19 protein-coding genes and 1 pseudogene are annotated in these 22,703 nt (G+C 61.4%); 11 read left to right on the plus strand and 9 right to left on the minus strand.

Going from position 1 to position 22,703, the window contains the following annotated elements:
• The first annotated feature begins 7 nt into the window (after positions 1-7).
• The 5 genes from FBY02_RS08525 to FBY02_RS08545 all read left to right on the plus strand — a co-directional run bounded on the left by FBY02_RS08525 (position 8) and on the right by FBY02_RS08545 (position 7,718).
• Positions 8-1,111 (plus strand): efflux RND transporter periplasmic adaptor subunit, encoded by a 1,104-nt coding sequence (locus FBY02_RS08525; protein ID WP_144925960.1) that lies wholly within the window; start codon positions 8-10, stop codon positions 1,109-1,111.
• A complete protein-coding gene (locus FBY02_RS08530; RefSeq protein WP_144925963.1) occupies positions 1,108-4,197 on the plus strand; it encodes an efflux RND transporter permease subunit in 3,090 nt (1,029 codons plus the stop codon). Before FBY02_RS08525 ends, FBY02_RS08530 begins: the two co-directional genes overlap by 4 nt.
• A gap of 27 nt (positions 4,198-4,224) precedes the next feature.
• Entirely contained in the window at positions 4,225-5,514 is a 1,290-nt protein-coding gene (gene fabF / locus FBY02_RS08535) for a beta-ketoacyl-ACP synthase II (RefSeq protein ID WP_144925966.1), read from the plus strand.
• A gap of 82 nt (positions 5,515-5,596) precedes the next feature.
• Positions 5,597-6,376, plus strand: coding sequence for a thioesterase family protein (locus FBY02_RS08540; RefSeq protein WP_144925969.1), 780 nt, complete (start codon positions 5,597-5,599; stop codon positions 6,374-6,376).
• Between the two features lie 67 nt (positions 6,377-6,443).
• Complete coding sequence (locus tag FBY02_RS08545) at positions 6,444-7,718, plus strand: OmpP1/FadL family transporter (RefSeq protein WP_144925972.1); 1,275 nt, start codon at positions 6,444-6,446, stop codon at positions 7,716-7,718.
• A gap of 398 nt (positions 7,719-8,116) precedes the next feature.
• On the opposite strand, the gene FBY02_RS08550 is transcribed toward FBY02_RS08545, so the two are convergent.
• The 5 genes from FBY02_RS08550 to glcD all read right to left on the minus strand — a co-directional run bounded on the left by FBY02_RS08550 (position 8,117) and on the right by glcD (position 13,374).
• Positions 8,117-8,470, minus strand: a complete 354-nt coding sequence (locus tag FBY02_RS08550) for a DUF6124 family protein (RefSeq protein WP_144925975.1) — start codon at positions 8,468-8,470, stop codon at positions 8,117-8,119.
• Between the two features lie 411 nt (positions 8,471-8,881).
• The gene (locus FBY02_RS08555) at positions 8,882-9,352 is read right to left on the minus strand and encodes a DoxX family protein (RefSeq protein WP_144925978.1); all 471 of its coding nucleotides are present in this window, start codon (positions 9,350-9,352) and stop codon (positions 8,882-8,884) included.
• A 240-nt stretch (positions 9,353-9,592) separates the two neighbouring features.
• Positions 9,593-10,810: a glycolate oxidase subunit GlcF gene (gene glcF, locus FBY02_RS08560; protein WP_144925981.1), complete on the minus strand. Its 1,218-nt coding sequence runs from the start codon at positions 10,808-10,810 to the stop codon at positions 9,593-9,595.
• Between the two features lie 3 nt (positions 10,811-10,813).
• Positions 10,814-11,875 (minus strand): glycolate oxidase subunit GlcE, encoded by a 1,062-nt coding sequence (glcE, locus tag FBY02_RS08565; RefSeq protein WP_144925984.1) that lies wholly within the window; start codon positions 11,873-11,875, stop codon positions 10,814-10,816.
• A complete protein-coding gene (gene glcD / locus FBY02_RS08570) occupies positions 11,875-13,374 on the minus strand; it encodes a glycolate oxidase subunit GlcD (RefSeq protein WP_144925987.1) in 1,500 nt (499 codons plus the stop codon). The genes glcE and glcD overlap by 1 nt, the downstream gene beginning before the upstream one ends.
• A 234-nt stretch (positions 13,375-13,608) precedes the next feature.
• Here glcD and glcC point away from each other — a divergent pair, with 234 nt between their 5' ends.
• Entirely contained in the window at positions 13,609-14,376 is a 768-nt protein-coding gene (gene glcC, locus FBY02_RS08575; RefSeq protein ID WP_144925990.1) for a transcriptional regulator GlcC, read from the plus strand.
• Between the two features lie 20 nt (positions 14,377-14,396).
• Here the strand turns inward: glcC and FBY02_RS28345 are convergent.
• Positions 14,397-14,513, minus strand: a pseudogene (locus FBY02_RS28345) (TetR/AcrR family transcriptional regulator); the annotation flags it as partial.
• 120 nt (positions 14,514-14,633) lie between these two features.
• Here FBY02_RS28345 and FBY02_RS08585 point away from each other — a divergent pair.
• Positions 14,634-15,290 (plus strand): O-methyltransferase, encoded by a 657-nt coding sequence (locus FBY02_RS08585; protein ID WP_144926095.1) that lies wholly within the window; start codon positions 14,634-14,636, stop codon positions 15,288-15,290.
• Positions 15,291-15,351: 61 nt separating this feature from the next.
• Here FBY02_RS08585 and FBY02_RS08590 read toward each other — a convergent pair whose 3' ends face one another.
• Positions 15,352-16,311, minus strand: coding sequence for a LysR family transcriptional regulator (locus FBY02_RS08590; RefSeq protein ID WP_144925993.1), 960 nt, complete (start codon positions 16,309-16,311; stop codon positions 15,352-15,354).
• A gap of 99 nt (positions 16,312-16,410) precedes the next feature.
• Here FBY02_RS08590 and FBY02_RS08595 point away from each other — a divergent pair, with 99 nt between their 5' ends.
• The gene (locus FBY02_RS08595; RefSeq protein WP_144925996.1) at positions 16,411-17,151 is read left to right on the plus strand and encodes an SDR family oxidoreductase; all 741 of its coding nucleotides are present in this window, start codon (positions 16,411-16,413) and stop codon (positions 17,149-17,151) included.
• Here FBY02_RS08595 and FBY02_RS08600 read toward each other — a convergent pair.
• Positions 17,120-18,388, minus strand: coding sequence for an MFS transporter (locus FBY02_RS08600; protein ID WP_144925999.1), 1,269 nt, complete (start codon positions 18,386-18,388; stop codon positions 17,120-17,122). The two genes, FBY02_RS08595 and FBY02_RS08600, sit on opposite strands and share 32 nt — an antisense overlap.
• A 467-nt stretch (positions 18,389-18,855) precedes the next feature.
• On the opposite strand from FBY02_RS08600, the gene FBY02_RS08605 reads away from it, so the two are divergent.
• Positions 18,856-19,512, plus strand: coding sequence for an aspartate/glutamate racemase family protein (locus tag FBY02_RS08605; protein ID WP_144926002.1), 657 nt, complete (start codon positions 18,856-18,858; stop codon positions 19,510-19,512).
• 194 nt (positions 19,513-19,706) lie between these two features.
• Positions 19,707-21,029 (plus strand): FAD-binding oxidoreductase, encoded by a 1,323-nt coding sequence (locus FBY02_RS08610; RefSeq protein ID WP_144926005.1) that lies wholly within the window; start codon positions 19,707-19,709, stop codon positions 21,027-21,029.
• Between the two features lie 32 nt (positions 21,030-21,061).
• On the opposite strand, the gene FBY02_RS08615 is transcribed toward FBY02_RS08610, so the two are convergent.
• Positions 21,062-21,952: a LysR substrate-binding domain-containing protein gene (locus tag FBY02_RS08615; protein ID WP_144926008.1), complete on the minus strand. Its 891-nt coding sequence runs from the start codon at positions 21,950-21,952 to the stop codon at positions 21,062-21,064.
• 101 nt (positions 21,953-22,053) lie between these two features.
• Between FBY02_RS08615 and FBY02_RS08620 the strand changes: the two genes are divergently transcribed.
• Complete coding sequence (locus FBY02_RS08620) at positions 22,054-22,479, plus strand: VOC family protein (protein WP_144926011.1); 426 nt, start codon at positions 22,054-22,056, stop codon at positions 22,477-22,479.
• Positions 22,480-22,703: the final 224 nt, after the last annotated feature.

Here is a 22,703-nt window from a genome sequence, read left to right on the forward strand (position 1 = left end):
GAGAATCATGCTTCGGCTGAATCCTGTTGCCGTCTGCTTAATGCCTCTCGTCCTGGCGGCGTGCGGTAATTCATCGACCGTCGTCGACGCACGCACCCAGCCCCCGCTGGTAAGGGTCGCTGGCGTCGAGAACTCGGTCGATATCGCGCGTTCGTTCACTGGCGTTGTGGTTGCTCGTGTCCAGAGCGATCTTGGGTTTCGAGTGTCGGGGAAGGTGCAGGAGCGTCTGGTGGATGCCGGCCAGACGGTCAAGCGTGGTCAGCCACTGATGCGCCTGGACCCGGTCGACCTTGGCCTGCAGGCGCGTGCGCAGCAGCAGGCCGTGGCCGCTGCCCGGGCGCAAGCCAAGCAGACGGCGGATGACGAGGCGCGTAATCGCGAGCTGGTGGCGGCAGGGGCGATCTCGGCATCTGCATACGACCAGGCAAAGGCCGCGGCTGACACGGCAAAGGCACAGCTCAGCGCTGCGCAGGCGCAGGCCGATGTGGCAAGCAATGCCATGGGTTATGCGACCCTGGTGGCCGATGCCGATGGCGTCGTGATGGATACCCTGGCCGAACCTGGCCAAGTCGTCAGCGCGGGACAGCCGGTGGTCAAGCTGGCCCGCGCCGGTCAACGCGAAGCCAGCGTGAATCTGCCCGAAACGCTGCGTCCAGCCGTAGGTTCGGCGGCCCAGGCGACGTTGTATGGCAACGGCAAGATCGCCACCGTTGCGAAGCTGCGGCTGCTTTCCGATGCGGCCGATCCGGTTACGCGTACCTTCGAGGCCAGATACGTGCTGGAAGGCGCGCTGGCCAATGCGCCGCTCGGCTCGACGGTCACGCTCCATATCGCCCAGGACAAGTCGCCGGAACAGACGCTGCGAGTGCCTGTCGCGGCTGTTTTTGACGCGGGTAAAGGCCCTGGCGTATGGGTGCTTTCCGGCGAACCGGCAAAGGTCTCGTGGCGTCCGGTCCAGGTCTTCGGTCTGGGCGATGACACGGCCACGGTCGTAGGCAACCTCAAGCAGGGCGAACAGATCGTGGCGTTGGGCGCGCATTTGCTGCATGACGGCGATGAGGTTCGGGTGGCGGATCAGGAACAGGTGGTCGCCAAGGGGAATCAGCCATGAGCGAGGGGCGTTTCAATCTCTCGGCGTTTGCCGTTCGTGAGCGATCGATCACCCTTTTCCTGATTTTTCTCATCACGATTGCCGGTGTCCTGGCGTTCTTCGGTCTGGGGCGTGCGGAAGATCCTCCCTTCACCGTCAAGCAGATGACGATCATCTCTGCCTGGCCGGGGGCTACCGCGCAGGAAATGCAGGACCAGGTGGCCGAGCCGCTGGAAAAGCGCTTGCAGGAATTGAAGTGGTATGACCGCACCGAAACCTACACGCGGCCTGGGCTGGCGTTTACCATGGTGTCGCTGCTGGACACCACGCCGCCAGCAGAAGTACAGGAAGAGTTCTACCAGGCCCGCAAGAAAATCGCGGATGAGGCGAAAACCCTGCCGGCGGGTGTCATCGGACCGATGGTCAACGATGAGTTCTCGGATGTGACTTTTGCGCTTTTTGCGCTGAAGGCCAAGGGCGAGCCGCAGCGCTTGCTGGCGCGCGATGCCGAGTCGTTGCGCCAGCGCCTGTTGCATGTGCCGGGCGTGAAAAAGGTCAACATCATCGGCGAGCAGTCCGAGCGAATCTTTGTGTCGTTCTCCCATGATCGGTTGGCGACGCTTGGGCTTTCCCCCCAGGACATTTTTGCCGCGCTGAACAGTCAGAACGTGCTGACGCCTGCCGGCTCGATCGACACCAAGGGACCGCAGGTGTTCGTGCGCCTGGATGGCGCGTTCGACAAGCTCGAGAAAATTCGCGATACGCCAATCGTTGTGCAGGGGCGGGCGCTGAAGCTCTCGGATGTGGCGACGGTGGAACGCGGCTACGAAGACCCAGCGACCTTTCTCGTTCGCAACAAAGGCGAGCCTGCCCTGTTGCTGGGTATCGTGATGCGCGAAGGCTGGAACGGCCTGGACCTGGGCAAGGCCCTGGATGCCGAGACGGCCAGTATCAACGAAGGCATGCCGCTGGGCATGACGTTCACCAAGGTCACCGATCAGTCGGTGAATATCAGTTCGGCTGTCGACGAGTTCATGATCAAGTTCTTCGTCGCGTTGCTGGTGGTGATGCTGGTCTGTTTCCTCAGCATGGGCTGGCATGTGGGTGTGGTGGTGGCCGCGGCCGTGCCGTTGACCCTCGCTGTGGTGTTCATGGTGATGGCCGCCACCGGCAAGAACTTCGACCGCATTACCCTGGGATCGCTGATTCTGGCGTTGGGCCTGTTGGTGGACGACGCCATCATCGCCATCGAAATGATGATGGTCAAAATGGAGGAGGGCTACGACCGGATCAAGGCTTCGGCCTATGCCTGGAGCCATACCGCCGCCCCCATGCTCGCCGGAACGCTGGTGACGGCCGTCGGCTTTATGCCCAACGGTTTCGCGCATTCGACCGCGGGCGAGTACACCAGCAACATGTTCTGGATCGTGGGCATTGCCCTGATCGCGTCCTGGGTGGTCGCGGTGGCCTTCACGCCTTACCTGGGTGTGAAGCTGTTGCCTCACGTCAAGAAAGTCGAGGGTGGCCACGCGGCCATCTATGACACACCTCATTACAATCGTTTTCGCCGGTTGCTGACACGGGTCATCGCTCGCAAATGGCTGGTGGCCGGAGCGGTGATTGGTTTTTTTGTCATAGCCATCCTCGGCATGGGCCTGGTCAAGAAGCAGTTTTTCCCCGCCTCCGATCGTCCCGAAGTACTGATCGAAGTGCAGATGCCGTACGGCACTTCCATCGAGCAGACCAGCGCGACGACGGCCAGCATTGAAGCCTGGCTGCAAAAGCAGGACGAAGCGAAAATCGTCACGTCCTATATCGGACAGGGTTCACCGCGTTTCTACCTGGCAATGGCGCCGGAGTTACCCGATCCGTCGTTTGCCAAGATGGTGGTGCTGACCGGCAGCCAGGAGGAACGTGAAACCCTCAAGCACCGTCTTCGCCAGGCGGTGGCTGACGGGCTCGCGCCTGAAGCCCGTGTGCGGGTTACCCAACTGGTGTTCGGTCCGTATTCCCCGTTTCCTGTCGCCTATCGGGTAATGGGCCCGGATCCCGTCAGGCTGCGTGAGATTGCCGGCCGGGTCGAGGCTGTCATGCGGGCAAGCCCCATGATGAGGACCGTCAACACTGATTGGGGCACGCGCATACCGACACTGCATTTCTCATTGGATCAGAACCGGTTGCAGGCGGTTGGGCTGACGTCCAGTTCGGTCGGCCAGCAATTGCAGTTCCTGCTGTCGGGTATCCCGATCACGTTTGTGCGCGAAGACATTCGTTCCGTGCAGGTGGTGGGGCGTGCAGCGGGCGATATCCGCCTCGATCCGGCAAAAATCCAGGCCTTCACGTTGGTGGGCTCGGCCGGCCAGCGGGTTCCGTTGTCGCAGATCGGCAGTGTCGAGGTGCGCATGGAGGATCCGATCCTGCGCCGTCGTGATCGTACGCCGACCATCACGGTACGCGGAGACATTGCCGAAGATCTGCAGCCGCCGGATGTTTCCACGAAAATCCTGGACGAGCTGCAGCCGATCATCAGCACGCTGCCGGCTGGGTATCGCATCGAACAGGCCGGTTCGATCGAAGAGTCGGGAAAAGCTTCAAAGGCGATGTTACCGCTGTTCCCGATCATGATTGCCTTGACGCTGCTGATCATCATTTTGCAGGTCCGCTCAATGTCGGCGATGGTGATGGTGTTCCTCACCGCGCCGCTGGGATTGATTGGCGTGGTACCGACCCTGCTCATCTTCAATCAGCCGTTTGGCATCAACGCCCTGGTGGGCCTGATCGCCCTGTCGGGCATCCTGATGCGCAACACGCTGATCCTGATCGGTCAAATCGATCAAAACCAGAAAGAAGGACTCGATCCATTCCATGCGGTTGTAGAGGCGACGGTGCAACGCGCCAGGCCGGTACTGCTCACGGCGATGGCCGCCATCCTGGCCTTTATCCCGCTGACTCATTCGGTGTTCTGGGGAACCCTGGCTTACACACTGATCGGTGGGACATTCGGTGGAACCGTGATGACGCTGGTGTTCCTGCCGGCGATGTATGCCATCTGGTTCAAGATCCGCCCTGACAACACAACTAGAACCGAAGCATTGGCAGCCAACTGAACGTCGACTCAGAATCAAGAGGTTCTCATGATGAATTCCAATGATCAAAAGCGAATCGTAGTCACAGGCGGCGGTATTGTCGGCCCCCTGGGATGTGGCATGGAAGAAGTCTGGCGCAGATTGCTGGAAGGCCGTTCGGGTATCCGCAGCCTGCCGGACGAAATTGCTGAGGGCACTGGCGTCGCAGTGGCGGGGCAAGTGCCGACCCTGGAAGAAGATCCCGTCGCCGGTTACGCGCCCGAGCGCATCATTGCGCCTAAAGAACGCAAGAAGATGGACCGCTTCATCGAGTTCGCGCTCATGGCCGCCCATGAAGCGTTGGCGCAGGCAGGCTGGCATCCCACGGATGAAGCGCAACAACAGCGGACCGCAACCATTATTGCTTCCGGCGTCGGCGGTTTCGGTGCGATTGCTGAAGCCGTACGGACCACTGATGCCCGTGGGCCGCGTAGATTATCTCCGTTCACCGCACCGGCATTCCTCGCCAACATGGCTGCGGGTCATGTCTCTATCCAGAACGGTTTCAAGGGGCCGCTCGGTGCACCGGTGACGGCCTGTGCCGCCGGCGTACAAGCGATTGGCGATGCGGCGCGACTGATCAGAAGCGGGGAAGCCGATATCGCCATTTGCGGCGGCACCGAAGCGGCGATCGATCGGGTGACGCTCGGTTGCTTCGCTGCCGCACGCGCGCTGTCCACCGGGTTCGCTGACCGGCCGCAGGAGGCGTCCCGTCCGTTCGATCGCGAGCGCGACGGGTTTGTCATGGCCGAAGGCGCAGGGTTATTGGTGATCGAATCGCTGGAGCATGCACTCGCCCGTGGCGCGACGCCGCTGGCGGAACTGGTGGGGTATGGCACCAGCGCGGATGCCTATCACCTGACCGCAGGGCCGGAGGATGGGAACGGGGCCCGGCGCGCCATGGAGCAAGCATTGCGCCAGGCGGGTGTCAGTACTGGCGACGTACAACACATCAACGCCCATGCGACCTCGACGCAGGTCGGTGACAAGGGCGAACTGGCGGCAATCAGATCCGTGTTCGGCGGTCACTCAGGCGTGGCGATCAGCTCGACCAAGTCGGCCACGGGGCATTTGCTGGGCGCGGCGGGGGGCATCGAGGCGCTCTTCACGGTGCTGGCTTTGCGGGATCAGGTTATCCCCCCAACGTTGAATCTCCTCAATCCCGATGAGGCTGCTGACGGTCTCGATTTGGTGGGCCTGGCGGCACGCAAGGCAACCATCACTTATGCGCTCTCGAATGGATTTGGCTTTGGCGGCGTCAATGCCAGCGTTCTGTTTCGTCGCTGGGAGGCGGCGTAGTGATCGCGAGGGGAATGTCTGCGCAGGTTTTCGTCGCGAGTATCGATTCTGAAATATTCAGTTTCCCGTAGAGGAAAAGACCATGACTTCATTTTCCCAGCTGGTTAATCAGTTCGACCCTGACAGGCCTTTCGAGGCGCCCGCCAATTGGCTACAAGGCCGGACAGTATTCGGCGGGCTTTCCGCGGCGCTGTCGCTGCAGGCGGTGCGCTTGGTGAATGGTGGACAGCTACCGCCGTTCAAGTCCGCCCAAGTGTCCTTCATCGGCCCGGTGACCAAGGCGCAGACGTTCAACACCAGCGTCTTGCGCGAGGGCCGATCAGTCACCTCGGTGGCGGTTGATTGCATGTCCGGGGAGGAACTGGCGCTACGCACGACCTTGTTGTTCGCTCATCCGCGGGCCAGTCGGATCCGGCACGACTCATGGGAGTGTCCGTCCGTGGGAGGGCCCTCCGAGCACCAGACGCTGGAGCTGGACAGGCGGGTTGCACCCGCCTGCGCCTACAACTTCGAGATGCGCCCGGCAGGCGGGTCGCTGCCGATGTCGGGGGCCGAAAATCCCGAACTGCTGATGTGGGTGCGTCACCTGGACGCCCGGGATATTGACCCGGCCGTTGCTTTGATCGCACTGGCCGACAGTTTGCCCCCCGCGGCCATGACCTGCTTTACCACGCCGGCCGCCATCAGTTCGGTGTCCTGGACCATCGACCTGCCGCAACCGGCCATGGTCGGTGAATGGTTCCTGATCAACTCGTTCAGCCAACAAACCCAAGAGGGCTATTCCGTCCAGGATATGGAGATCTGGGATGAAAGCGGTCTGCGCGTGCTTTGGGCACGCCAGACCGTGGCGATTTTTGCTTGAAGCCAAAAGAGCTGGAGCCACTGTTTTCCCTGCAACACCTATCTGCGATCACCCTAGAGATCCAATAATGAAAAAAATGATCCTCAAGACTCCACTTGGCCTTGCTGTCGCACTGGCCTCTTCGCAACTGTTCGCCAGCGGCTTTGCGCTCAATGAACAAAGCATCAGTGGGATGGGCACCGGTTTTGCCGGTCGTTCCTCTTCCGCCGATGACGCGAGCACCGTTTTCGGTAACCCGGCGGGCATGTCTCGCTTGAAGAGAGAGCAAGTCAGCGTGGGTGCTGCAACGCTTTTCGCCAAATCAGACATCAGCCAGACGCGCAGTACGTTCGGCGGCGAGCAAGACGGCGACATGGTTCCTGTGGTCACGGTGCCCATGGGTTACTACGTCAAACCTATCGATGAGCATTGGGCGTTCGGTGTCGGCTTCTATGCGCCGTTCGGTCTGATAACGGATTACGGCAGCGGGTTCGCCGGTCGTTACTTCACGAACAAAAGCGAGGTCAAGACGCTGACCTTTCAACCGACGGTCAGCTACGCCTTCAATGACAGGGTTTCCATAGGTTTCGGCCCGACGATCAACCGCATCAGTGGTGAGTTGTCGGCAATGGTCCTCAACCCCTTCAGTCCCGGTACCAATGACGGCAAACTCACAAGCAAGGGCGACGACACCGCCCTGGGCTTCAACGCCGGGATCCTGGTGCAGGCCACGGACAGCACCCGGGTGGGTATGACCTACCATTCCAAGGTCAGCTATCACTTGGATAATGCCAAGACCAAAGTCACCGGAGGCGTCTTTTCCCTGCTGGGAGTCAGCGGCGAAAGTTACGATGCTTCGCTGGACGTGGACACGCCCGAGTCCGTGGACTTTTCGGTGACCCATCAACTCAACGACGATTGGACCCTGTACCTGGGCAGCACCTGGACACGTTGGAGTCGCTTCAAAGACATCACCATCGAAAACAGCGGATTGCCTCCGGCGCTGAGCGGCACATTGAGCAGTGTCACTGAAGAGGAGAACTCGCACGACACCTGGGCGCACGCGATTGGCGCTGCGTACCAGCTCAATAAGCAATGGGTGCTGCGCACCGGCTTTTCGGTGGATCAGTCTCCCACCAACAACACCAACCGTTCGCCACGGATTCCAACGGGTGACCGCACAGTGGTCAGTTTGGGAGCCGGGTGGACGCCCGTGGACAATGTCACCGTCGACCTCGCTTACTCCTACCTGTGGGAAGAAAGTGTGAAGGTCAACGACGCTTCAGCCAGCAGAGGCGCCTACAGCTCTAAATACAAGAACAGTGCCAGTGGTTTTGGTACTTCCATTACTTATAAGTTCTGAATCGCGAAGGGTGGAGCGCCTCTGCGAATGGAGCAGGGTTTCGAAGGTGCGGCGTTTACGTTTGCAGCCTTCGAGCCGCGCCGGGTCGTCGTTGAGTTCGACGACCCGCACACCGTGAAGATAGTCGGTCATGGGTTGCCTGCGCAGTGTTTGAAGAACATGCACAGGCGACCTCGTTCGCGCTGGTGTGAGTCGGCGGCTCTGTAGACAGGAGAGTTACGAGGTCCGACTCGGCCTTACGTTACAGGCTGGATGCTAGGCTATGTACGAAATGGCTTGAAACTTGGTTATGCGGCGTTAAAAACCGGCTCGGAATGCTCATTGACAACCAGTCAACTCCGCTTCCTCGCCGGTTTTTGCCTTGCCTAACCTGCGTTTCAAACCATTTCGTACACAGCCTAGCGCGGATCGACGTTATCCAACGCCCGATTTGCCAACAGTTCGCTCAACTCGATGACTTGCTGAATACCCAGCGCAACATGCCGCCGTGACCCTTCAAGGTCGAACGCCAGGTCGTTGATCATGGCGTTGGCCGAGGCCAGGTTTTCGCTTAGGTTGGCGAGCAGACTTTCAGTGTCGATGCCGTCGATGACAGTGAAGAGCTGGCTCGGGGGTGGGTCGGTTTTGGCGTTGGTTTCTTTCGGGTTCAGATAGAAATCCAGCGCCCGATCGGTGGCTTCTTGGACTTTTTTTGGGTCGAGGCCGTTGGAGCTGGGGTCCGTTTGCGGAGGGTTGGGAGTTACTTTGAACATGATGACGCTCCTATGGGGAATGGGAGCCGCCAAGACCTGTCGCTAAACAGAATGGTGGCGACTGCATACAGGTTAGCGAACCGGACATAGGCACCCGGTAGACCCGAAGGTCTCCTGCATACAGCCGCCATAACGTAATTGCAGTTAGATCCCGCAATGAAGCATGGGTGCTTATGTGCCTACGGTTCGGGTCGCTAAACCCGATCACTGATGAGCAGTGACGGAAGCCAAGCTACCGGTACGGCCCGGGGCACACAAGCGGGCGGATTCTGGCTTAGTTGTAGGCAAAGGCGCAAGGCGACGTAGCCTCGGGACTAGGGCTCGGTGTTACGGAAGTGTATGGCTAGAGGACTCGAACCGCCGGATAAGGGGGGCTTAGGGGAAGGCGCAGGCTGACACCTGCGTGGGTGATTACAGGTACCGTCCCAGGCGCGCATCCACCGAATACGCTCCGCCGCCGCGCGCCACGATGTAGAGCGCCAGAACCCCCATCAACACCGGAAACTCGATGCCCCGGTCTATCCAGGGCCATGTCGGTCCCAGCGCATAGCTGATGGCAAGCATTTGAAGGGCGATCAGCAGGGCGACCAACCGGGTGGCGAGCCCTATCGCCAACAGGAGGGCGCCAGCCGTTTCCAGCAGCATGACCAGAAAAGCCAGTTGTGCAGCAAAAGGCAGTCCCATCACGTTCTGGATAAGGTTGATCGACGCGGCCATGGGATCGGCCATCGAGCCGTGGCCGGTGCGAAGCGCCTTGGGCAGTCCGTGGGTCAACAGCACGACAGCGAAGACGGTTCGCAGCAAGGCGTACAGATAAGGTTCGAGATGGGGGGCTCGTGTGCTCAGGGCGGAGCGTAACGGCGACGGATTTTCGAGTGGCATGGGGAGTCCTTGCGCGGTGGCTGATGACGTGGGCCGGGGTGTCGGTTACGTGCTCCGGCCCCCGAGGACACGCTGTACCTCGGCGGGTCTGGAGGGCATTTTTCTTGATGGAGGCGAAGAGATAAATCCTGGGAAGTTGCCATGTGAATTCAATGAAGACGAACAATCCCGTGTCATTTGGATTCGCGCCGGCCGGGGGGCGATGTGCGGGCTTTTCGGTGGCGACAGTCCAGGGGGCGGCTAAGGCAGTGCAGCTTCGACCCACTCGATCCAGTGCCGGACCGGGGTCCGGCCCGCACCGTCGAGATGGGACTGGCAACCGATATTGGCGGTGACAATCACGTCGGGGCGGCCGCTTTCCAGGGCGTTGAGTTTGTTGTCGCGCAGTTGTCGGGATAGTTCGGGTTGGGTGATCGAATAGGTGCCTGCCGAACCGCAGCACAGGTGCCCGTCGGGCACCGGCGTGAGGTTGAAACCCAGCTGCGTCAGCACCGCCTCAACGGCGCCACCCAGTTTCTGCGCGTGTTGCAAGGTGCAGGGGCAGTGGAAGGCCAGGCGCTGGTCGCTGTGGATGCTCAGTTTTTCCAGCGGTTCTTCGCGCAGCACTTCAACCAGGTCCTTGGCCAGGGCGCTGACCTTTTTTGCCTTTTCCGCATAGGCCGGGTCGCTGCCCAGCAAGTGCCCGTAGTCCTTGATGAACGCACCGCAACCGCTGGCGGTTTGCACGATGGCTTCGGCACCGTTTTCGATGCCCGGCCACCACGCATCGATGTTGCGACGGGCACGATCCAGGCCCACGGCCTGGGCGTCCAGGTGATAGTCCACGGCGCCGCAGCAGCCGGCTTCGGCTACGGGTGTCACGCTGATCCCCAATCGATCCAGGACCCGGGCGGCGGCCGCGTTGGTATTGGGCGACAGGCTCGGTTGCACGCAGCCTTCGAGCATGAGCACTTGCCGGGCATGGCGGTTCACCGGGCGTGGTTTGGCCGCAGGCACGTGGCGAGGCACCTTGCCGCGCAGGGTGTCGGGCAGCCATGGACGAAACACCCGGCCGCCACCGACCACTCCCTTGAATATGCGCGGGTTGGGCACGACCGCCCGCAACCCCTCGCGCAACAGGCGCTGGCCGAGAGGTCGTTCGACCGCCGCATCGACCACGGCGCGGCCAATGTCCAGCAAGTTGTGGTAGTCGACCCCGGAAGGGCAGGTGGTTTCACAGTTGCGGCACGACAGACACCGATCCAGGTGCTGCTGGGTCTTCGCCGTGGCCGGGTTGCCTTCGAGCACTTGCTTGATCAGGTAGATACGCCCTCGTGGGCCATCCAGTTCATCGCCGAGCAACTGGTAGGTCGGGCAGGTGGCATTGCAGAAACCGCAGTGCACGCAGGTGCGCAGGATGCTTTCGGCTTCTTCGGCGCGGGGCAGTTGGCGGGCCTCTTCACTCAAGGTGGTCTGCATGGTTCAAAGCTCCGCGTAGAGGCGACCGGGGTTGAAGATGCCCTGGGGATCGAGCCGTTGCTTCAGGTTCCGGTGGTAACGCATCAGCGCCTCAGGCAGCGGTTGGAATGGACTGTCGATCAGGCCATGGCTGTAACAGGTCACATGGCCGCCGACGCCTTCGACGACCCGGCGAATGAAGGCCGCTTCGGCACCGGATTTGAGCCAGCGCTGGGCACCGCCCCAGTCGATCAGTTGCCTGCCGGGCAAGGGCAGCCACGGTGTGTTGTGCGGTACGGACAGGCGCCACAGCGGCAGGTTCTCGTCGAAGAAACTCAAGCGATGTTCGTTGAGATCCTCCCAATACGAGGCGTCCAGCAACTCGCCGCCCAATCGGTCGTGGGCCGCGCTCACAGAGCCTTCTCCGCCCTCGAGCCGCAAGTGCAGGCGTTGGCCGTCGTGGCAGGCGGCGCTGATCGGCAGCGGCTGCTGGCCCCATTCCGCCAGGCGCAGCAAGGCGCGCTCGCTGTCCATTTCCAGGCTGATGCTCAAGGCTTGTCGAGGTTTGGGCAGGACTTTGAGCGACACGTCGGTGATCACCCCAAGGGTGCCGAAGCTGCCGGCCATCAGGCGCGACAGGTCGTAACCGGCAACGTTCTTCATGACTTCGCCACCGAAGCGCAGGCGCTTGCCCTGGCCGGTGATGACCCGCGCGCCGAGGACGAAGTCCCGTACCGAACCGGCCCACGGGCGGCGCGGGCCGCAGAGTCCGCTGGCAATCATGCCGCCCACGGTGGCGTCGCCGAAGGAGGGCGGTTCGAAGGGCAGCATCTGCTGCGAGGCGCTCAGCACCTCGGACAACTCCCGCAGGGGGGTACCGCAACGCACGGTCACCACCAGTTCCGTCGGGTCGTAGCTGACGATGCCTCGGTGGGCGCGGGTGTCGAGGCGCTCGCCGGTGACCGAACGTCCCAGGAAGGCCTTGCTGTTGCCACCGTGAATCCACAGTGGCGTGGCATTCTTCAGGGTCTGGTTGACCTGTTCGAGCAATGTGTCGCTGGCGTCCCTATCGTGTGTGCTGTGCATCAGAAACGCTCCAGCTCAGGGAAGGGCAACTGCCCCAGGTGTACATGCATGGCGCCAAACTCGGCGCAGCGGTGCAGCGTCGGGATGTTCTTGCCGGGATTGAGCAGGCCACTCGGATCGAAGGCGGCTTTGACGGCGTGGAACACGGTCAATTCGTCGCTGTTGAATTGCGCGCACATCTGATTGATTTTCTCGCGGCCCACGCCGTGTTCGCCGGTGATGCTGCCGCCGACTTTCACGCACAGTTCGAGGATCTTGCCCCCCAGGGCTTCGGCGCGATCGAGTTCGCCCGGTTGGTTGGCATCGAACAGGATCAGCGGGTGCATGTTGCCATCACCGGCATGGAACACGTTGGCGACCCGCAGGCCGTACTCGACCGACAAGGCGGCGATGGCCTGCAACACGCCGGGCAACTCCCGGCGTGGGATGGTACCGTCCATGCAGTAATAGTCCGGCGAGAGGCGGCCCACTGCCGGAAACGCATTCTTGCGCCCGGCCCAGAACCGCACCCGTTCGGCCTCATCGCGGGCCTGACGCACTTCGGTGGCGCCCGCCTGCTCCAGCACCTGGCGCACGCGGTTGCAGTCGTCGTGGACGTCGGCTTCGACACCGTCGAGTTCGCACAGCAGAATGGCTTCGGCCTCCACCGGGTAACCGGCGTGGATGAAGTCTTCGGCGGCGCGGATGGCCAGGTTGTCCATCATCTCCAGTCCGCCGGGAATGATGCCCGCAGCGATGATATCACCCACCGCGCGCCCGGCTTTTTCGACCGAGTCGAACGCCGCCAGCAACACCTTCGCGGTCTGCGGTTTGGGAAGCAGCTTGACGGTGACTTCGGTGATCACCCCGAGCATGCCTTCGGAGCCGGTGAACAGCGCCAGCAGGTCCAGGCCCGGCGAATCGAGCGCGTCGCTGCCCAGGGTCAGGTGTTCGCCTTCGACGGTGAGTATGTCGACCTTGAGCAGGTTGTGCACGGTCAGGCCATATTTGAGGCAATGCACGCCACCGGCATTTTCCGCGACGTTGCCGCCGATGGAGCAGGCGATTTGCGAGGACGGATCCGGTGCGTAGTACAAACCAAACGGCGCGGCTGCCTGGGAAATCGCCAGGTTGCGCACCCCGGGCTGGACCCGTGCGGTACGGGCGGCAGGGTCGATGTGCAAAATGTTGTTGAAGCGCGCCATCACCAGCAGCACACCCTTTTCCAACGGCAGCGCACCACCGGATAAACCGGTCCCGGCACCTCGGGCGACAATAGGCACTTGCAGTGCGTGACACAGCGCCAGCACGCCCTGAACCTCGCTGATATGACGGGGCAGCACCACCAGCAACGGCGTGGTGCGATAGGCGGAAAGCCCGTCGCACTCATAGGGCATGAGTTCTTCGCGCTGATGCAGTATCTCGAGATCCGGCAGGCGCGCCTGCAAGGCCTGCAGCAGCGTGGCTTTATCCACGGCGGGCAGGACACCATCAACGCGTTCATCGTAGAGAATGTTCATAGTCGACTGACGGCACTCGGTTGTTTTTATGTGAGGTCAGGTATCCCATTCAGCTGACTTGCATCATTGGTCCGGGGCGTTCTACTGTCTATACATTGTTGAAGTGGTCGAACCAGTTTGTAACAGGTCGTTTTTCTGATGCTTTTAATAATTCATCTAAGAACAATGAGTTGTGCTGATCGCTAAGCATGCTTGAAGCGCACGGCTTGGCTGGTCATACCAGTTGGAGGCTCAATGGACGACACCCAGAACCGTCGCAACCTGCAAGTGGCCGATGTGGTATGCGAGCGCATCGAGCGGCTGATCGTGGACGGTGTCCTCAAGACCGGCCAATTGTTGCCGTCGGAGCGTCGGCTGACGGAAAAGCTCGGTGTTTCACGCACCGCACTGCGCGAGGGGCTGAAGCTGCTGCGTGCCCGCGGGATCATCAAGACGGAGCAGGGCAAGGGCTCGTTCGTCGCCGACCTGTCGGGCAACAGTGCCGCCTCGCCATTGATGCACCTGTTCAGCTCACAACCCCGCACGCTTTACGATCTGTTCGAGGTCCGCAGCCTGCTCGAAGGCGAGTCCGCACGGTTGGCGGCCTTGCGCGGCACCGAGGCCGATTTCGTCCTGATCACCCGCAGCTACGAAGCGCTGCTCGATGCCCAAGCGCGCTCGTTGGAGCCATCCGAACACGCCCGGCTCGACCATGCGTTTCACCTGGCGATCTGCGAGGCGTCGCACAATCCGGTGCTGGTGCAGACCTTGCGCTCGCTGACGGACTTGCTGCTCACCACGGTGTTCGCCTCGGTCAACAACCTCTACCACCGCGAACCGCAGAAGCGCCAGATCGATCGCCAGCATGCACGGCTCTACAACGCCGTGACCGGACGGCTTCCCGAACAGGCGCGCAAGGCCGCCGTTGCGCATATCCAAAGCATCTGCGACAACCTCAGGGAAATCGAAAGTGAAGAGCAACGCCTGGTGCGTGCCACGTTGCGACTTGAGGGATGGGCATGACGCAGCACCTGGATCATTTGTCCTTGCACCTGTTGAACCTGAACAGCGGCCTCGAAAATAGCCTTCACCAGCTCGCTGGAGCGTGCCTGCTGCGGCTGCTTGCGTGAGGAAATAGGGGCGCTCTGGTGCTGGGTCATGGCTGGCTCGGGCGTCGTGGGAAAACGCGAATAGCGAATGAGGCGAATCACTCGCATCATTTAAATGCGACGAATCAGTCGCATTTCATTCTCCCATCGATGGAAGCAATCATGACCACCTTGACCACCTTGACCACAGAACCCCTGGCAACCCTGATCGAGCGCCTCTACACCCAAGCCAGCGCAGCCACCAGCCCGGTGCTGGATACGGTGCCGGGCGAAGAACGTGAGCGCCTGATGCGCAGCAAGACCGAATACCTCGAACTGTACGGCATGCTCAAGGACTTGTGGCTGCCGGTCTCCCGCGACACCGGCAAGCTGCTGTACATGCTTGCACGCAGCGCGAAGGCCAGGGCCATCGTCGAGTTCGGCACGTCGTTCGGCTTGTCCACCCTGCACCTGGCGGCGGCGCTACGGGACAATGGCGGCGGTGTGCTGATAGGCAGTGAATTCGAGCCGTCGAAAGTTGCCTTGGCGCGTCGCCACTTCGTTGAAGGCGGGGTCGACGACCTGGTGGAAATCCGCGAAGGCGACGCACTGGTCACCCTGGCCTGCGACCTTCCGGAGGCGGTCGACCTGCTCCTGCTCGACGGCGCCAAGGCGCTGTACAGCGACGTGCTGGACCTGGTTGAAAAGCACCTGCGCCCAGGCGCTGTGGTGGTGGCGGACAATACCAATTACTGCCCTGAATACCTGGCTTACGTGCGTTCACCGCAGAATGGCTACCTCTCCGTGCCTTTTGCCGATGACATTGAAGTGTCGATGCGTCTGGGATGATACGGGCCTCTTGAGGGGCTGCCGGGATCGGTGGCTGTCGGTTGTCCAACCCGACGGCCGATCAACCCAGCCTCGCTGCGGCCGCTTCATTCACCGCCTCGTCCCAGGCTGGCGTTGCAGGGAACAGCTCAAGCACAAAGGCGATGAAGGCTTTTACGTTGGGACTGCCGCGTCGGCTTTCCGGCCACAAGGCGGTGATGGAGAAGCGTTCCGCGGTGAACTGGGGAAGGACGGGAATCAGTTCCCCCCGGCGGACATAGGACGCAGCAACGTAATGCGGCGTGATACCGATGCCGCCTCCCGCCGCCATGATGGCCGCTACCGCGTCGCTGACATCCACGGTGAATGCGGCGTCGGGATTCCACTCAAGTTGTTTGTCGCCCGCCTGATAGGGCCAGCGCAGACTTTGCCCGGTACTCTGGTAGCGAAAGTTCACGCACTCGTGTTCCGCAAGATCTTCAGCGGTGGCCGGCATGCCTTTGCGTTGGAGGTATTGGGGCGACGCAAACGCGCCGATTCGATGTGGCCCCAGGGGCCGTGAAACCAGGCGCGAATCACTGAGGTTTCCGACGCGAATGGCGACGTCGATTCCTTGCTCGATGATGTCGGAATACTGGTCGCCGAGTCGCAGGTCGATTGCCAGTTTGGGGTATTGCTCACGGAACCTGGGCAATGCCGGCGCCAGGATGTTCACGCCGATGGGCAGCGGCGCCGTGACTTTCAAGACGCCTGCAGGCTCGGCGCGGGAGGCGACGGCAGCCTGATCGATCTCCTCGACTTCCCGCAGGATTCGCAACGCCCGTTCGTAAAGATCCCGCCCTTCGGGGGTGAGGGTCAGGGAACGCGTGGTGCGGGTGAACAGCATCAGCCCGAAGTGCTCTTCAAGCCGCTGCACACTTTTGCTGACGGCGGAAGGGGACACCGAGAGCGCCCGCGCCGCAGCGGTATAGCTGCCCAGGGAGGCGGCGCGCGCGAATGCGATAAGTCCGGTAAGACGGTCTAAACCAATTTGTGCCTTCATGGCACTAGTAAAGCGACTTCAGCCCCAATTATCAATCTGCGTTCACAGCCTTACGCTTGCTCCATCACTCGCCATCCCGGCGTTCACTGGAGACTCGACATGATCATCACCCCAGCACTTGCATCCAATCTCACCGGCCGTACGGTCGTCGTCTTCGGCGGCACATCGGGCATCGGCCTGGCGGCCGCGATACAGGCGAAGGCCGCCGGTGCCAAGGTCGTGGTCATCGGCTCGAATGCGGCCCGTGCCGAGCAGGCGGCGAAGGAACACGGCCTGGATGGATGGCGCGCGGCCGACGTGACCCGCCGTGAGGCGGTCGAGGCCGCGCTGGCGGACATTCCCGTGGTCGATCACCTGGTGCTGCTCGCCGGTACGTTCGTCACCGGAAGCATCCTGACCGCTGATGTCGATCATCTGCGCCGGGCGTTCGATGAGCGAATCTGGGCGTCCATCAACGCGATCCGTATCCTGGGTGACCGGTTGTCCAAGACCGGATCGATCACTTTCATCTCGGGTGCGCTCGCTGATCGACCCAATGCCCATGGTACTGCCGTCATCGGGGCGGCATCGGCCGCCATGGAGTCGCTGGCCCGTGGCCTGGCCCTGGAGTTGGCGCCGATTCGGGTGAACACCCTGTCGCCCGGCCCGATCGATACGCCGATCTTCAGCAAGGCGTTGGGCGAAGGACGTGACGCCTACGTGGCCTCCCTGGAGCAGGCGCTGCCGCTGCGTCGCATCGGTACGGCGGAGGAGGCCGGTGCGGCAACGGTATTCTTGATGACCAACACGTTCATGAACGGTGCCGTGCTCAACGTTGATGGCGGTGCTCGATTGGTTTGATCCTGAAGGAGTGGGCGGGTAACCCTCGGTAGAAAGACAGGATGGCGAGCATCTGCACGACGACGGCGACAGCCACGACGGCGACGATGGCTTGATTCGGTTGGCTGAAGGCAGCGCGCACCAGACCGAAAGATGCAGGGGCGAAGGCGTAGGTGGCCTGGCTGATCGCGACCATCAGCGCGATGACCCTGGCGGTGTGTTCACGGCTGAACTCGGTCTGTGCGATCAGCGGCGGCAAGGAAGTAGCGTTGCCGATGCCGGAGCCGATCAGCACCACCGCCACCCAGGCCACGGACGGATGCAGGTCCAGGCCGAGGAGCATCAGGGTCCCGAGCATCTGGATGGCATAACATAGGCAGGCCAGCAGCCTGCGATTCATGCCCGGGGTCATCAGGCGCGCGGCGATGTAGCGACCGCCCATGGCACTGGCGGTGGCCAGGCCCATGGCGAGTGAGGCGTCGTGGGCTCCCATGCGTCCAACCAGGATCGAGTACAGGTGCGCGATCAGGCCGATCTGGGCGAACAGCCCCAGGGACATGCCGCTGGCCAACGTGCGGAAATTCGCCACCTTGAGCGTCTGCACGGCGGTCCATGGCGTGGCGTTGAAGCCGGGCGTCACGGGGTCCGGTTGGTCGGCATCGTCGGGATGCTGTCCCAGGCTTTGCGGGCTCTTGTTAAAGACCAGAAGGGCGAGGGTACCGATGATTAGCACGGCCATGAAGCTGATCACCAGCGCCGCCGTAGTGAAGCCAAAACCCTCGATCAACCACACCCACAGCGGCGAAAAGATGACGCCACCCATGCTGGCGCCGTTGTAGGCCTTGCCCAGGGCCTTGGGCCTTTCCTTGACGTACCACGGCGCGATCAGGGTATTGACGGCCGCCGCTCCCAAGGTCACCCAGCCGATACCCGAGCACACGGCACCGGCATACAACACCCAGAGCAGGTCGGCCTGGGCCCAGATGTTCACGCCGATGCCCAGGACGATGCTGCCCAGCAGGGTGATGATGGGAATGCCGAAGCGTGTGTAGAGCCTTGGCAAGTTGGCGATGACGATCGTGCCGCTGAGAAAGTGCAGAGTGACCGCCGTCGACACCTGGGCGATGGGCCACCCCGTGCGCTCCATGACCGCTTGCATGTAGATCGGCGGCCCATAGAAACCGATTCCCCAACCGATCATTGCCAGGATGAAGGTACAGGTCAGTACGGTTTTTCCAAAAAATCGGTTGTGCGTCATCGCCATCTCCTTCGTGTGGGTTCAGAGAATAGGCGTCGGGCAGATGTCTCACTTCGAGGTGCATCGAACAATGGATGTTTCGTTGCAATTGCTGCGGTTCGGGTAGGGCTGCGATGCGAGGGAGCTTGCACAACGAAGAGCGCCGCTGATCCTGTTTCCCGGGGTGTGCTGTGCAACAAGATGAGCCGGTGCGGGTTGCAGGCGGAAGCGTTTCATTTTGGGGCGTCAATGCCCGGTTCACTGTGGCGAGGGGATAAACCCCCTCGCCACAGGCTCACCTACTTCCTTAAGTGAGCAGCATCATCGAAAAGCCCGTCAGGCCAGACAGATTGTGCTGCATACAGCCCATAAAAAAACTTTCCTGCGATTCGATGGCTTGAAAACGAGGCGGCTTTGCCTGTGATTCATGCGGTAATGGATGACACGAAGCCATGTCCCGTTAATAAGCCCGCGCGCAGGAGAATTCCATGACCCAGCGGATCGCTTTCATCCATACCGTCGGTTTTCTGGTCGAGGAGTTTCGGGCGCGTATGCGTGCCGAGATGCCCGCCGTCGACTGCTTCCATATCCTTAACGAAAGCCTGCTGCAGGACCTGTTGCGTGGCGTACCGCAGCCGCAGGTCTACCAGCGCGTGGTTGATCAGATTGTGCTGGCGGCGCAAGCGCAGCCTGACCTGATCGTCGTCACCTGTTCATCGACGTCTCCGGCTGTCGACATCGCGCGCAGCATAGTGTCGCAGCCGATCCTGAAGATCGATGACCCGATGGCCTCGGAAGCGTTGCGCCGTGGCACGCGAATTGGCCTGCTTTGCACGGCGACCAGCACGGTGGAACCGAGCAGCGCGCTATTGCAGGCCCATGCCGCAGGGCAAGGACGCGATGTCACGATCAAGACGGTACTGCGCCCCGAGGCCTACCAGGCACTGATGGCGGGCGATCGGGCGCGGCATGACGAGATGCTCCTTGAAGCGGCTGGCGGGATTTCCGACGAGGTGGATGTGCTGGTGCTCGCCCAGGCATCGCTGGCGCATTTGCGCGACAGGCTCGCCGCTGAACTGAAATGCCCGGTATTGGCGAGCCCGTCGTTATTGATGGCGGAAATTGCCAGGCGCTGCGCCGAATGAAGCGATAACGAGGGTACTGGAGGCTGTGGCAGATTGTGCTGCGCATGCCTCCAAAACAAGTTTTTCTGCGATTTAGTACGGTGAAAACGAGACAGCTCTATAGGCGGTGCATGGCGTAATGATCACCATCAGGTTGTTGGAAAAACGGCCTGCATTGCCCGGCTTGATAACCCCATCCAGATGAGACTCTTGGCATGTCACCCTCGATAAAACGCATCCCCAGCGATGAAAAGCTCCCTTCCCATGCCGATGTGGTGATCATTGGCGGCGGCATCATCGGCACGACTGCCGCTTACTTTTTGGCGAGACGGGGGCTCTCGGTGGCCCTGGTCGAGAAGGGCTATGTCGGCGGCGAACAGTCGAGCCGCAACTGGGGCTGGTGCCGCCAGCAGAATCGCGATGCCCGCGAGCTGCCTCTCTCTGGAATCGCCTTGCGACTGTGGGATGAGCTCACGGCGCAGATTGGCATCGATCTCGGTTTCCGCCGTTGCGGTCTCAAGTACGCCACCGACAACGCCAGGCAACTCGCCGAATGGGAAGCGTGGCTGGATATCGCCCGTCAATTCGACATCAAGACGCGGATACTGAGCCCCGGGGAGGCCACCTCCGCGATCCCGGCTGTCGGTCGGCAATGGCTGGGTGGCGTGCATTCCGTCGATGACGGCAAGGCGGAGCCCGCGCTCGCGGCGCCGGGAATTGCCGAGGGCGCACGTGCGCTTGGTGCCACCCTCCACCAGGACTGCGCTGCCTACGACCTCGATATCACCAATGGCGCGGTGACAGGGGTGATCACCGAAAAAGGTGTCATCCGCACCCAAGCTGTCCTCTGTGCCGCCGGCGCCTGGGCATCGGCGTTCTGTCGACGCCACGGGTTGAACTTTCCCCAGGCGAGTGTGCGCCAGACCGCGCTGCGCACGCGCCCGGCGCCGAATCTCGGGGATGCGCTCTACACCCCGGATTTCGCGCTCACCCGCCGTCTGGATGGCAGTTATACGATCGCCATCAGTGGCAAGGCCCGGCTTGACGTCACGCCCCAGGGCCTGCGCCATGGGAAGGCTTTCATGCCCATGTTCGTCAAGCGGCTGGCCGCCATGGAGTTCGGCATCGGCAAGTCCTTTATCCATGGTCCCGAAGGGTTGGCAGGTTGGGGGGCGGATAAACCCCTGGCGTTCGAGCGCAACCGTGTCCTCGATCCCGAGGCCGGGCCCGAGGCTGTTGCCGAGATCCTGAAGCGGGTCCGGGCGCGTTTCCCGGCGCTGGCGAACATTGAAGTGGCTGAGACCTGGGGCGGGTATGTCGACTTTACCCCCGATGCCGTACCGGTGATTTCTGCCGTGGACGGGCTGTCAGGTTTTGTCCTTGCGGCGGGCTGTTCCGGGCATGGGTTCGGTCTGGGGCCGGGGATCGGTTACCTGGCTGCTGATCTGGTCGCCAACGATACGCCCTGTGTCGATCCCCAACCCTACCGTCTCTCGCGTTTGACCGATGGTTCGAAAATGAATGTGGGCGCGATCTGACCCCTGACGGCCACTCGATTCGAGTGGCCTTTTCATGCTTGGGGCCGTCCGGAGCGCCCCTTGACTTGATCACTTATAAGCTGGGCCAGGATCCGCACCGGTTCGCTCAAGGTTTGTCGCGGTCGATGCACCAGTCCGATATCGCGATGGAACGTGTGGGGACCAAGGTCGAGCGCACGGATGCTTGCCGGCCATTGCCGATGGGACACTGTCTGCGGCACGAGCGCTACGCCTACGCCATTTTCAACCAGCCTGATGATGGCCTCCAGTTCATCCAGCTCACAAACCTCTCGCACGTTGAAGTGCATCTGCCGCAAGAAACGATCGACCTGCCTGCCACCGAAGGACGACCGGTCGTACCGGACGAAGGGGTGGCTGGAGAGCAGTTCCGCCCAGTCTTCCCCCGGTGCATCACGGGGCACGATCAGGCGATAGGGCTCGAGCGCCAGGGTTGTCCAGCGCAGATCGCTCTGGAGCGAGAAGGGCGGGCGAATGATGACCGCCATGTCGATTTCGCCGGCATCCACCAGGTTGACCAACTCCATCGACAAGCCCGGGACGACTCGCGTCCGACACGGTGGGCACTGTTGGTGGAACCGGGCCAGCGCGTCGGGCAGATAGGAGCGCTGGACGGAAGCGATGGCGCCGATATTGACCAAGGTGCTGGCAGGCAGCCCCACGGTGGCGGCGCCCAGATTGTCATAAAGACGAAGCAGTTCCTGCGCCTGCAGGAGTATCTGGTGGCCCATCCGGTTGAGGTGGGCCGAACGGCCTTTCCTGTCGAAGATCTCGAAGCCGAGTTCGGCCTCCAGGCGCTGGATCTGGGCGCTGACCGCCGCCTGGGTGAGGCCGATCCTGTTCCCGGCGGCGGCGAACGTACCCTCCCGGGCTACAGCGACAAGGGTCTTGAGCTCTTTGATCATTCACAAATATTAGTTGTGCTTCTGAAAAATATATATTGATTTTTCTTGATGATTTTCCGGCCTACGCTCGTTCATCCGCAAATATCATTATTGGAGCGCTGATGAACCTTTCGCCTTTCCACCTCGCAATCCCCGTCTATGACCTGGCCGCCGCACGAGCCTTTTATGGTGAAGTCTTTGGCCTGGAGGAGGGGCGTTCCAGCACCCAGTGGGTCGACTTCAATTTCTATGGCCACCAACTGGTCATCCACGAGCACCCCAGGACGGCCTCGCAAGAGGACGTCCACAGCAATCCAGTCGATGGACACGACGTTCCCGTTCCGCATTTCGGGATCATCCTGGGTTGGGAAGCGTGGGAGGCGCTGGCCGAGCGCCTGAAGTCCTTTGGCACCGAGTTCGTGATCGAGCCTTACGTCCGTTTCAAAGGGCAGGTGGGCGAGCAGGCCACCATGTTCCTGTTCGATCCCTGCGGTAACGCCCTGGAGTTCAAGGCATTCAGGGATATGAGCCAAATCTTCGCCAAATAATCAGTCGTTGCCGCGCACTGATAAGCCTGTGAAACAGTCGACGCCAATACTTTGGCGTCCGTCTGTCTTTTTCTCTATTGGATCCAATAAAAGAGCTTGTTGTTAACAAAATATTGACGATATCATTTCGCCACGCGAATGCACTCGCTTGCCGTTATACGAGCCCGAATGCTACTGACCTCGCCGTGAAGGGCTTATGAATCGGACAAATGATATTGACAACC

This window comes from Pseudomonas sp. SJZ078, from assembly GCF_007828255.1.
In the GTDB taxonomy this organism is placed as follows: Bacteria; Pseudomonadota; Gammaproteobacteria; order Pseudomonadales; family Pseudomonadaceae; genus Aquipseudomonas.